7 protein-coding genes and 2 tRNA genes are annotated in these 12,394 nt (G+C 75.1%); 7 read left to right on the top strand and 2 right to left on the bottom strand.

Going from position 1 to position 12,394, the window contains the following annotated elements; genetic code table 11:
• Positions 1–87: 87 nt before the first annotated feature.
• The 7 genes from AC0VX2_RS04120 (at position 88) to AC0VX2_RS04090 (ending at position 8,043) form a co-directional block, all read left to right on the top strand.
• Complete coding sequence (locus AC0VX2_RS04120) at positions 88–636, top strand: hypothetical protein (RefSeq protein WP_070709704.1); 549 nt, start codon at positions 88–90, stop codon at positions 634–636.
• Between the two features lie 67 nt (positions 637–703).
• Positions 704–776: transfer RNA gene (locus tag AC0VX2_RS04115), tRNA-Lys, on the top strand.
• A gap of 86 nt (positions 777–862) precedes the next feature.
• The gene (gene bcp, locus AC0VX2_RS04110; RefSeq protein WP_036382122.1) at positions 863–1,351 is read left to right on the top strand and encodes a thioredoxin-dependent thiol peroxidase; all 489 of its coding nucleotides are present in this window, start codon (positions 863–865) and stop codon (positions 1,349–1,351) included.
• Between the two features lie 67 nt (positions 1,352–1,418).
• Positions 1,419–1,499: transfer RNA gene (locus AC0VX2_RS04105), tRNA-Leu, on the top strand.
• Positions 1,500–1,547: 48 nt separating this feature from the next.
• A complete protein-coding gene (locus AC0VX2_RS04100; RefSeq protein ID WP_102708338.1) occupies positions 1,548–3,212 on the top strand; it encodes an ABC transporter substrate-binding protein in 1,665 nt (554 codons plus the stop codon).
• 105 nt (positions 3,213–3,317) lie between these two features.
• Positions 3,318–4,802: a malate:quinone oxidoreductase gene (locus AC0VX2_RS04095; protein WP_070708809.1), complete on the top strand. Its 1,485-nt coding sequence runs from the start codon at positions 3,318–3,320 to the stop codon at positions 4,800–4,802.
• Between the two features lie 7 nt (positions 4,803–4,809).
• Entirely contained in the window at positions 4,810–8,043 is a 3,234-nt protein-coding gene (locus tag AC0VX2_RS04090) for an efflux RND transporter permease subunit (protein ID WP_251393367.1), read from the top strand.
• A gap of 46 nt (positions 8,044–8,089) precedes the next feature.
• On the opposite strand, the gene AC0VX2_RS04085 is transcribed toward AC0VX2_RS04090, so the two are convergent.
• Positions 8,090–11,134, bottom strand: coding sequence for an AAA family ATPase (locus AC0VX2_RS04085; protein ID WP_242934229.1), 3,045 nt, complete (start codon positions 11,132–11,134; stop codon positions 8,090–8,092).
• The gene (locus tag AC0VX2_RS04080; RefSeq protein WP_127435541.1) at positions 11,131–12,354 is read right to left on the bottom strand and encodes an exonuclease SbcCD subunit D; all 1,224 of its coding nucleotides are present in this window, start codon (positions 12,352–12,354) and stop codon (positions 11,131–11,133) included. Before AC0VX2_RS04080 ends, AC0VX2_RS04085 begins: the two co-directional genes overlap by 4 nt.
• Positions 12,355–12,394: the final 40 nt, after the last annotated feature.

Here is a 12,394-nt window from a genome sequence, read left to right as displayed (position 1 = left end):
GCACGGCGCCACCGGGCCGACGCGACGTCCCCGTGTGACGGGTGCCGCGGCATGACACGTGCGGACGGGTCCGCGTACGTTGGGGCCATGGACACGCCCACCCTGCACAGACGGCTGCGCCGCGTCTTCGATGCGCGCGTGTTCAACCACGGCGACTACAACGTCGTCTACGGCCAGCCCTCGGGCTCTTCCTTTCCCCTCGTGATCGGCTACCGCCACCAGCCGCTCGAGATGCTGCTGTGCCCGTTCGACCCCACCTCCACCCCGGACGACCACGACCGCCGCGCGCCGGGCGTGGCCGAGGACGATCCGCACGGCCCGGTGACCGAGGCCTCCGCGGACCGCGCCGACGTCGTCGAGGTGGGGCTGGCCAACGTGGCCACCGTGGCGGACACGGGCAGCGGCTATCAGGTGGAGACCGTCACGGGCTTCCGGACGTGGTTCGACGTCCCGGAGCACACGCGGGTGCCGGTGGGCGACCTCACGGAGGACGGCACCGCGGAGCTCGACCAGGCCGAGGACGCCACCGACTTCCACGCCTTCATGACCGCCTTCATGGACGAGCTGGACCGCCTCTACGCGACCCCGGAGACGGACGCGACGGACGTCACGCCCCCCGATTTGCACGGCGTCTGAAACCCCTGGTAGGGTTTCACCTCGTTGCACGGCGCACCGGAGAGATCCGAGAGGCGGTGCGGCATCTGCACCTCTAGCTCAACCGGTAGAGCATCTGACTCTTAATCAGCAGGTTCCGGGTTCGAGTCCCGGGGGGTGCACCCACCGGAGCGAAGGCCCCGTCTCCACGGAGACGGGGCCTTCGTCGTCCCCGCTCCCCGTCCGGGCCCACCGTAGGCTGGGGCCCATGACCGACACGACCCAGCACCGCCTCCAGCCCGGCGACACGGCGCCCGCGTTCACCCTCCAGGACCAGGAGGGCCGGCCCGTCTCGCTGCGCGACAGCGCGGGCAAGCACACGATCGTCTACTTCTACCCGGCCGCGTCCACGCCCGGCTGCACCACGCAGGCCTGCGACTTCCGGGACAGCCTCGCCTCCCTGACCGCGGCCGGCTACGTCGTCCTGGGGATCTCCCCCGACCCGATCGGCAGGATCATCCGGTTCGCCGAGCAGGAGGGCCTGACGTTCCCCCTGCTCTCGGACGAGGACCACGCGGTGGCCGAGGCCTACGGCGCCTGGGGTGAGAAGAAGAACTACGGGCGGACCTTCGAGGGTCTGATCCGCTCCACGATCGTCGTCGGCCCGGACGGGAAGGTCACCCACGCGCAGTACAACGTGAAGGCGACCGGCCACGTGGCCCGACTGCGCCGCACCCTCGGCCTCGACGAGGCCTGATCCGCGCCCGCCGCGCCCGGGCGCCGCACGGTAGGATCGGGGCTCGCCCCGCCCGCGCGGGGTGTGCGCGGGCGTGGCGGAACTGGTAGACGCGCTGGATTTAGGTTCCAGTGTCCTGGACGTGGGGGTTCGAGTCCCCCCGCCCGCACTCCCCGGACCCGCCCGACCCCGACGTCACCCGCCAGAGGAGGCCGCCATGCAGCCCACTCGCCGCGCCTTCCTCGGCGGGGGCCTGGGCCTGCTCGGCCTGGGCGTGGCCGGCTGCGCGACGTCGCCCGCGGCGCCGTCCTCCGCCGCCCCGAGCTCCTCGGGCCCGGGCCGGCTGCTCGTGGTCGGCGCCCCGGCGCGGGCGCTGACGCGGGACCCGGCCCGCGCGCTGGACGTCGAGTCCTTCCGTCTGGTCCGCCAGGTCTTCGAGACGCTGCTCGGCGTGGACGCGGACACCGGCGCCCCCACGCCCCGCCTCGCCGAGCGGCATGAGGAGTCCGACGGCGGCCGCCTCCACACGTTCCACCTGGTCTCCGGGGTGGTGTTCGACGACGGCGAGCCGTGCGACGCCGCCGCCGTGGTCGCGAACATCGAGCGGTGGGCCGCCGCCCCCGCGCCCGTGGACGGGACCGTCGCCCCGCCCTCCTCGTTCGTCTCGGCCTTCGGCGGATACGCCGGCGACGCGGACTCCGCCTTCGCCGGCGTCGAGGCCCACGGCGAGCTCGAGGTGCGGCTGCGCCTGCACTCCCCCCGCCGTCACCTCGCGGCCGCCCTGGCCTCGCCGGCCTTCGCGATCTCCTCGCCGGCCTCGTGGGACCGCACGGTCGACGTGGACGGCTCCGAGGTCACCACCCCCGCCGGCACCGGCCCCTACCGCTGGGCCGACGCCGCGGAGACCGCCGAGCTCACGCGCGCCCACCCGGGCGCCTCGGGCGCGACGATCCTGGTCCCCAGCGCCGGCCACCGCGGCTCCGATCCGGCGGCGTACCCGGTGGCCGTGCAGGCGTGGGGTCGGGCCTCCGTGCGCCTGCGGGAGCTGCGGCGCGGCACGGCGGACGTGATCGACGTCGTCGCCCCCGGCCAGCTGCGCCCCCTCGTCGAGGCCGGCACCCAGGTGCTGCCCCGGGACCCCCTGGGCGTGCTCTACGTGGGCATGAACCTGGACCACCCGAGCGTGCGCTCGCAGTACCTGCGCCAGGCGATCGCGTACGCGGTGGACCGCCCGCGCATCGCCGGCAGCGACGTCTTCCTCGAGGGCACCCGCCTGGCCCACGACCTCGTCCCCCCCTCCCTCGGCGTCGGCGACGAGGAGGCGCGGCGCTACGACGTCAACCCGGGCCGGGCCCGCGAGTTCCTCGGCCTGGCGGGATACGACGGGGAGCCGTTGGAGTTCCTCTACCCGGCCGGCACGGCCCGCCCCTCCCTGCCCGAGCCGGAGCGGGTCTACGCGATGGTCGCCCACGACCTCGGCGCGGTGGGGATGCACATCGTGCCCGTGCCCGTGCCGGAGGACCAGGACTACCTGCACGCCGTCGTCTCCCGGCCCACCCGAGCCCTGCACCTGATGGGCCGCACCGGCGACTACCGCGACCCGCACGCGTTCCTCGAGCCCTTCGCGCGCTCGGGCCGCGCCGAGACCGGCTACCGCAACCCGCGCGTCGTCGAGGACGTGGACGCGGCGGCGGCCGAGAACGACGACGACGCGCGCCGCGGCCTGTTCCGCCGTGTCGTCCGGGCCATGGCCCTCGACCTGCCGGCGCTGCCGCTGGTCTACCCGATCTCCGCCCTGGCCACCGGCCCGCGCGTGGCCTCCTACCCGACGTCGCCGCAGCTGGACGAGCCCTTCTCGCGCGTCAGGCTGACCGAAGGCTGAACCCACCGGTAGTACAGTGGGAGATCACGGCGCTCGGCCCGACCGCCTCTGCTCGGCCCGGTTCCACTGCGCCCACCCGCCGTCGTTCTGCTTCAGGAGTTGACCGTGCCCACCACCTCGTCCACCGCCACCCACGACGTCGTCCTGATCGGCGGCGGCATCATGAGCGCCACCCTGGGCGTGCTGCTGCAGAAGCTCGAGCCCACCTGGTCCATCGCCCTGTACGAGAGCCTCGACCAGGCCGGCCTGGAGTCCTCCGACCCGTGGAACAACGCGGGCACCGGCCACGCCGCCCTCTGCGAGCTGAACTACTCGCCCATGGACAAGAACGGCCGGGTGGACGTCACCAAGGCGCTGGGCATCAACGAGCAGTTCTGGACCACCCGCCAGTTCTGGTCCTCCCTGGTGGCGGACGGCACGCTCAAGGACCCCAAGTCCTTCATCAACCCGCTGCCGCACATGTCCTTCGTGTGGGGTGACGACCACGCGGACTACCTCCGCGCCCGCTACGAGGCCATGTCCGCCCAGCCGCTGTTCGCCGGCATGGAGCACAGCGAGGACCCGGAGCAGATCCGCGCCTGGGCCCCGCTGCTGATCGAGGGCCGTGAGCCGGGCCAGCGCCTGGCGGCGTCCCGCAACACCGGCGGCACCGACGTGGACTTCGGCTCCCTCACCCGCCAGCTCATCACGGCCATGGCCGGCGCCGGCGCCGAGGTGCGCTTCGGTCACAAGGTCACCGGCCTCACCCGCGGCACGGACGGCCGCTGGGAGGTCAAGGTCAAGAACAAGGCCGCCGGCTCCGAGCTCGTGGACCGCGCCCGCTTCGTCTTCGTCGGTGCCGGCGGCGGCGCCCTGCCCCTGCTGCAGAAGTCCGGCATCCCCGAGGCCAAGGGCTTCGGCGGCTTCCCCGTCTCCGGCCAGTTCCTGCGCTGCACGGACGAGTCCGTGGTCAACCAGCACATGGCCAAGGTGTACGGCCAGGCCGCCGTCGGCGCCCCGCCGATGTCCGTGCCCCACCTGGACACCCGCTTCGTGAACGGCAAGCGGTCCCTGCTGTTCGGCCCCTACGCCGGGTTCTCCACGAACTTCCTCAAGACCGGTTCCTACCTGGACCTGCCGCTGTCCGTGCGCCCGCACAACCTCAGCACGATGCTGGACGTGGCCAAGGACAACATGGACCTGACCAAGTACCTCGTGACCGAGGTGCTGAAGTCCCGGGACAAGAAGATCGACGCGCTGCACGAGTTCTACCCGGAGGCCGACGGCGGCGAGTGGGAGCTGATCACCGCGGGCCAGCGCGTGCAGGTGATGAAGCGCAAGGGCCGCTTCGGCGGCGTCCTGCAGTTCGGCACCGAGGTCGTCACGCACGCGGACGGCTCGCTCGGCGGCCTGCTCGGCGCCTCCCCGGGCGCCTCCACCGCGGCCCCCATCATGGTGAAGCTGCTCGAGCGCTGCTTCCCCGCGAAGATGGCCGGCTGGGACGGCACGCTCAAGGAGCTCATCCCGTCCCTGGGCCACACGCTCAACGACGACCCGGCGCTGCTGGACGAGGTCCGCACCGTCACCGACGCCGCACTGAAGCTGGCCTGACGCCGCGATGGGAGCGCTCGCACGGTTCTCACTCGGCCGGCGGGCGCTCGTGGCGCTCGTCACCGTGTTCATCGCGGTGTTCGGCGTCCTCTCCGCCGGGCAGCTCAAGCGGGAGCTGATCCCCCCGCTCGAGCTGCCCGTCATCTCCGTGTCGACGCTCTACCCGGGGGCGTCCCCCGAGGTCGTGGACGCGCAGGTGGGAGAGCCCCTCGAGACGGCCCTGCAGGCCGTGGAGGGGCTCGAATCCTCGCGGTCCACGTCGCAGTCCGGCTTCAACGCGGTCCAGCTGGAGTTCGCCTACGGCACAGACCTGAACCGGGCCCGGTCCCAGGTGGACCGGGTGGTCGCCAACCTCGGGCCGCAGCTGCCGGAGGAGGCGGAGACCTCGTCCTTCGCGGGCTCCGTCTCCGACTTCCCGGTGGTCTTCCTCGCCCTGTCCGGGGACGAGGACCTCAACACCCTGCGCCGCCGCGCCGAGGACGTCCTGGCCCCGCGGCTGCAGAAGATCGACGGCGTCCGCGGCGCCGACGTGCTCGGCGGCACGGACGAGAACGTCTCCGTGGTCCCGGACCCGGCCGCGCTCGCCGCCGCCGGGCTGACCACCTCCGACATCACCGACGCGCTCGAGGAGAACGCCGGCCTCTTCCCCGTCGGCCAGGTCACCGAGGGCGCGACCACCTATCCCGTCCAGGCGGGCGCCGCCGTCGAGGACCTCGAGGGCCTGCGCGGGATCGTCGTCGCTCCCTCCGGCGACGGCGAACCGCGCACCCTGGACGAGGTCGCCGACGTCACCCTCGTGGCCGCGGCCCCCACCTCCCTGACCCGCACCGACGGGGTGCCGACGCTGTCCGTCTCCGTGACCGCGACCCCGGACGCCGACCTCGTGGCGGTCTCTCAGGCCGTGCGCGACGCCCTGCCGGAGCTGGCGTCCCTGGTGGGCGGCGGCGCGGACCTGACCGTGGTGTTCGACCAGGCCCCGTTCATCCAGCAGTCCATCGACACGCTGTTCCAGGAGGGCCTGCTGGGCCTGGCGTTCGCCGTGCTGGTGATCGCCGTGTTCCTGCTCTCGGTGCGCTCCACCCTCGTCACCGCCGTGTCCATTCCGCTGTCCCTGCTGGCCGCCCTCATCGGGGTGGCGGCCTTCGGCTACTCCCTCAACACGCTGACGCTCGGGGCGCTGACGATCTCGATCGGCCGGGTCGTGGACGACGCGATCGTGGTGGTGGAGAACATCCGCCGGCACCTCGGCCTGGGCGCCGACCGGCGCTCCGCGATCCTGGACGGCACGCGCGAGGTCGCCACCGCGATCACCGCCTCCACCCTGGTCTCCGTGGCCGTGTTCCTGCCCATCGCCTTCGTGGGCGGCCTGGCCGGCGAGCTGTTCCGGCCCTTCGCCGTGACCGCCACGGTCGCCCTGCTGGCCTCCCTCGTCGTCGCCCTGACGATCGTGCCGGTGCTGTGCTGGTGGTTCCTGCGCGCCCCGCGGCGCGGGGCCGAGACCACGGCCGCGCCCGCCGTCCCCGGCGACCGGCCCGTGGCGGCCGGCGGATGGCTCACCCGGGCCTACCGCCCGGTGCTGCGCTGGACGCAGCGGCACACCGTGGTCACCCTCGCTGCCGCCCTGGCGCTGCTGGCCGGCACGGCCGCGCTGGTCCCGCTGATCCCCACGAACCTCCTGGGCGACTCGGGACAGAACTCGTTCGTCGTCACGGCGGAGCAGGAGCCGGGGACGTCGCTGGAGACCACGGCCGCCGCCGCCGAGCGCATCGAGCGGGTGCTGCTGGACACCGACGGCGTCGAGACGGTCCAGTGGACGGCCGGCACCGCCGCCGGTCCGATGGGGGCCTTCGGCGGCTCCTCGGCGGACCGGGCGCGGTTCACGGTGGTGACCGACCCGGATGCGGACCAGGTGGCCCTTCAGGACGGGGTGCGCGCCGAGCTCACCGGTCTCGACGGCGTGGGCGACGTGTCCGTCTCCACGCAGCAGGGGCCGAGCGGCGGCCAGGACATCGAGGTGTCCGTCTCCGCCCCCGACCCGCAGGCCCTCACCGCGGCCGCCGATCAGGTCGCCGAGGCGCTGCGGCCCGTCGAGGGTGCCCGCGAGGTGACGACGCCGGCCTCGGACCTGCGCCCGACGTTCCAGGTGGACGTGGACACCGTCGCCGCCGCCCGGCTCGGCCTGACCGAGGAGGCGGTGGCCGGCCAGGCCGCCGCCGCCCTGCAGGCCGTGCCCGTGGGCGACGTCCGCTTCGGGTTCGAGAGCTTCGCGGTGCAGCTGGGTGACCCGGAGCCGGTCGAGTCCCTCGACGCCCTGCGCCAGGTGCCCGTGGAGACGGCCGAGGGGCCCGTGCCGCTGGGGGACCTCGCCGAGGTCTCGCGAGTGCCGGTGCCCGCCCGGGTGACGTCCTCGAACGGCGAGCGGACCGCCGTCGTCACGGTGACCCCGGACGACGAGGACCTCGGGGCCGTCTCGCGCCGGGTCACGCAGGCCGTGGCGGAGCTGGACCTGCCCGAGGGCGTCACCGCGGCCGTGGGCGGCGCGGCGGAGCAGCAGGCGCAGACGTTCCGGGACCTCGGACTGGCGCTGCTGGCCGCCGTGGCGACCGTGTACGTCGTGATGGTGGCGACGTTCAACTCGCTGCGCCAGCCGCTCGTGCTGCTCGTGTCGATCCCCTTCGCCGCCACGGGCGTGTTCCTGGCGCTGCTGGCCACCGGCACGCCGCTGGGACTGTCCACGATGATCGGGCTGCTCATGCTGGTGGGCATCGTGGTGACGAACGCGATCGTGCTGATCGACCTGATCAACCAGTACCGCCGCGACCGCGGCATGACCCTGGACGAGGCGATCGAGGTGGGCGCGCTCAACCGCGTGCGCCCGGTGGTGATGACGGCCCTGGCCACCGTCCTGGCCATGACCCCGATGGCCCTGGGCATCACGGGGCACGCGGGGTTCATCTCCCAGCCCCTCGCGGTGGCCGTGGTGGGCGGCCTGGTGTCCTCCACCCTGCTCACGCTCGTGCTCGTGCCCGTGCTGTACCGGCTCACCGAGGTCCGCGGGGAGCGCCGCCTGCAGGAGGAGCGCCGTGTCGCGGCCGAGCGGGAGGCGCAGCGCGTCGCGGCCGAGCGCGCGGCCGAGCAGGCGCGCCGGGCTGAGGAGCGTTGGGCGGCCCCGTCCGAGCTCGACGCCGGACGCCTCGGCCGACTCCGGCAGCGCCTCCGCCGGCGGTGGCACCGGGCCTGACCTCACGCGTGACGCGGGCCGGGGCGGCGGGGCGCACCCCCGCCGCTCAGGCGCCGTCGTGCACCGCGAGGCTCGAGCCGCGCCGGTCCTTGCGCACCTCGAGGCGCACACCGATCTCCTGCCTCATCCGTTCGACGTGGGAGACGAGGCCCACGGTCCGGCCACCGGTCCGCAGGGTGTCCACGACATCCAGGACGTCGTCGAGGGTGTCCGCGTCGAGCGAGCCGAAGCCCTCGTCCACGAAGAGCGTGTCCAGTTCGATGCCGCCGGCTTCGGCCTGCACGGTGTCCGCGAGCCCCAGGGCGAGGGCGAGGGAGGCCATGAAGGTCTCGCCGCCCGAGAGCGTGGCCGGGTGGCGCGTCTCGTCCACGTAGTGGTCCCGGATGACGAGTTCGAGGCCCTTGTTCCCGCGCCCGCCCACGGCGTCCGAGTACTCGATCGAATACCGCTGGTCCGTCATGGCGAGCAGACGCTCGGTGGCCGCGGCGGCGACCTCCTCGAGCCGCCCGGCGAGGACGTAGCTCGTCAGCGGCATCTTGAGCAGGTTCTCCCCGCCGCCGCGGACGAGGTCGAGCAGCCCCCGCACCCGCGTGTGCTCGGCGATGAGCCCGGCAGACCGCTCCAGGACCTCGGTCAGGGCAGCTGACTGTCGGCGCACCGTGGCGACCAGTGAATCGAGTCGACCGACCGCCGTCGCCCGGGACGAGCTCGCGGCCTCGGCCGCGGCGAGCGCCTCGGCGGCGGCGCGGGTCTGCTCCTCGGTCGGCGGCTCGACGCCGGCCTCGGCGAGGGCGCGGCCCCGGCGGACGGGCTCGCTCGCCTCGAGCTCGGCGAGGCGGGCCCGTTCGGCATCCCACTCCTGCACGGCGGCCGTGCGGGCGGCGGCGTCCGTCTCCTCGAGGCGGGCCGCGCGCGCCGCGTCGACGTCGTCGAAGTGCTGTTCGGCCAGCGTGGCGGCGAGCGCCTGGCCGGTCTCGTCGGCGACCGCCCGGGCGCGCGCGTCCTCGTCCTGCGCCGCAGCGAGGGCGGCCAGGACCCGGCGTGCGGCGGTGACCTGGTCGCCGCGGGCGTCGAGGCTCTCGGCGTCGCCGCGGGCGGCCTCGACGGCGTCCCGCAGCTCGCTCAGTCGGGCGGCGCGGTGGGCGGCGGCCTCGGCGAGCCGGCCGTCCTCGGCCGCGAGCGCGGCGGCGGTCTCGTCGGCCCCGGCGTGCTCCTTCTCGGCGGCGGTCAGCCGGCGGCGGTCCGCGGCGAGGTCCTTCGCCGCCTGGTCCAGCGCGGCCCGTTCGGCCTCGGCGCGCTCGAGCGCCTCTCGCGCGGCCTCGGGTGCGAGCCCGGCGGCGGCCTCGCGCGCCGTGCGGAGGGTCTGCTCGGCGGCGCGCAGGGTGGTCTCGGCGTCGGTCACGGCCCGGTCGGCCGCGGTGCGGGCCTGCTCGGCGTCCCGCACGTCCGCCTCGGTCACCGTGGTGTCCGCGGTGGCGGCCGGGGCCGGGTGCTCGGGCGAGCCGCACACGGCGCACGGCTCGCCGGGCACGAGCCGCTCCGCCAGTTCGGAGGCGGCCTGCTCGTACCGGGCACGCAGCAGACCGACGTGTCGTTCGGCGGCCTCACTCCGCCGCTCCTGTGCCTCTCGGTGGGCCCGGGCCGCGGTCTCGACCTCGACGGCGCGGGCGGCCGCGGCCTCGGCGGCCGTGCGGCGCGCGGCGGCCTCGGACACGGCGCGGTCCACGGCCTCCCGGACACCGAGACGCTCGGTGCCGCGTTCGACGGCCGAGCGGAGTGCCGCGACGGCCGCCTCACGCTCGGGGCGGGACTCGACCAGGGCGGCACGGTCGCGGTCGATCTCGGCCCGCCGCTCCGCCGCGGCGGCCGCCTCCTGCTCCAGCTCGCGCATCCGGTCACGGTCCCGAACCGCGCGCGCCACCGCCTCCGCGGCGCGCTCGGCCTCCCCCAGCGCCTGGCGGGAGGCGGGCGTGTCGGCGGCCCCGTCCGCCCGGGCGGCGGCGAGCCACGCCGCCGCGGTCGGCTCGTCCTCGACGTGCGCCAGGGCCTGCGTCACCGCCTCCGACGCGGTGCCGGCGGCGTCCGCCGCCGCGGTGGCCCGCTGCGCGGCGGTGAGCACCCGCCCGGCGCGCTCATGGGCGTCGACGGCGCGGCGCCGCGCGGCGGCGGTCTCAGCCTCGGCGTCGTGGTCGCGTCGACGGCGCCCCCACGCCTCGGCCGCGGCCAGGTCCCGCCCGCGGGTCTCCAGCTCACGCGCCGTCACCCGAGCCTGCTGCTCGGCGGCGCGGGCCGTGGCGAGGCCGGCCCGTGCGTCCTCGTGCGCGCGACCCGCGCGCTCAGCGGCGAGGGCGAGCAGCCGCTCGTCCGTGTCCGGTGACGGCTCCGGCGCATGCCAGTCCGGGCCGAGCGCCTCGTGGAGCGCCTCGGCCAGCTGCGCCCGCGCAGTCCGGGCCACGTCCGCGTCCACGGCCACCGCGGTGTCCAGCCGGGCCGTCTCGCCGCGCAGGTGCTCCTCGACGCCGTCGAAGCGCTGCGTGCCGAAGAGCCGCCGCAGCAGGACGCGGCGCTCATCCGACTTCGCGGTGAGGAACTGGGCGAACTGCCCCTGGGGCAGCAGGACCACCTGCATGAACTGCTCGGCGTCCAGGTGCAGGACGGCCGCGATCTGCTGGCCGACCTCGTCCGCCCGGGTGAGCGGCGCCGTCCATTCCCCGGCCACGCGTTCCCGCAGGGAGACCGTGGCCGGCGTGGTGACGGTGGCGCCTCCCGCCGCGCTGCGTCGTCGGCGGGGCCGCTCGTGCTTGGGCGAGCGGACCACCTCGAAGCGCCGGCCCTGCACGGTGAACTCGACCTGCACCTCGGGGATCACCGCGCCGGGCTCGCGCAGCGTGGTCACGAGCGACTCGGCCGACCGTCCGCCCGGCACGGTCCCGTAGAGGGCGAAGCACAGCGCGGCCAGCACCGTGGACTTGCCCGCGCCGGTGGGCCCGTCCAGCAGGAACAGGCCGGACGCGTTGAGCCGGTCGAAGTCGACGTCCTGCGCCTGGGCGTAGGGCCCGAGCCCCTCCAGGCGCATCCGGTGGATCCTCATGCGCGCACCTCCGCCGCGCGGGCGGCCTCGAGGGCCTCCCGCAGCAGGTCCCGCTCGGCCTCGCTGGCCGGCCGCTGCCGGACGTGGTCCACGAAACCGACCGCGAGCGCGTGGTCCGAGGGCGCCTGCCGCAGGACCTGGGCGTAGGTCCGCTCCCGGGCCCGCCTCCCGCCGGCCGGTTCGTGGCGGAAGACGAGCACGAAGGGGAACCGCGTCTTGAGACGCTCCAGGGCCCGCTCGGGGCGGTCGCCGTCGGTGACGGTGACCTGCACCCAGCACTGCTCCGCCCACGCGAACTCCGGGGACTCCAGCAGGTCCTCGATCCGCCCGGACAGCACCGCCAGGCGCCGCCCGGCGCCCCAGTCCACGGCCTCGACGTCGGTGACGGCCCCGCCCGTGACGTGGACGAGCCAGCCGCCCTTGCGGTGGCCCGCCTCGGCGAAGGAGTACGGCAGCGGAGAGCCGGAGTACCGCACGTGCTCGGCCAGCCGCTGCCGGCCGTGCAGGTGGCCCAGGGCCGCGTAGTCGAGCCCGTCGAACACGGAGACCGGCACCTGCCCCAGCGTGCCCACCAGCATCTCGGGCGGGGCGTCCGGCTCGACGTGCTCCCCCTCGCCGATGTCCCGTTCGGACTCGGAGCCGTGGCCCCCGGCCGCGAACAGGTGGGCCAGCACGACGCCGGCCACCGGCTCCGGCGCCTCGGCGCGGCGGGCGGCCAGATCGGCGTGGACACGGCGGACCGCCTCCGTCAGCACGGCCGTGTGGTGGGGCGCCACGCCCCAGGCAGGTCCCTGGTGACGCGGTTCGAGGTAGGGGATGCCGTAGACGGCCACGGTCTGGCCTGCGCCGCCGTCGATCCCGGGCTCGGTGAGCAGCACCGGGCGGTCCAGGTCCGCGGCGTCCGCGCGCACGTGCACGCCCGCGGCCGCCAGGAGTCCGCCGCCGAAGCCGAGGCGCACCGCCGAGTCGTGGTTGCCGCTCGTGAGCACCACCTGGGCGCCGGCCGCGTGCAGCCGGGAGAGCGTCCGGTCCAGCAGCCGGACGGCGTCCGCCGGCGGCAGCGCGCGGTCGTACACGTCCCCGGCCAGCAGGACGGCGTCCACGCCGCGCTCCGTCACGGTCGCGACCAGGGCGTCCAGGACCTCCTCCTGGGCCTCGAGCAGCCCGGTGCCGTGGAACGACCGGCCCAGATGCCAGTCCGAGGTGTGCAGCAGGATCATGCGGCCCACTCTAGGGAGGGTGCGGACGGGATAAGCACGA

The sequence above is a fragment of the Micrococcus sp. iso_239 genome, assembly GCF_056173395.1.
This window is presented reverse-complemented; position numbering and strand designations above follow the sequence as displayed.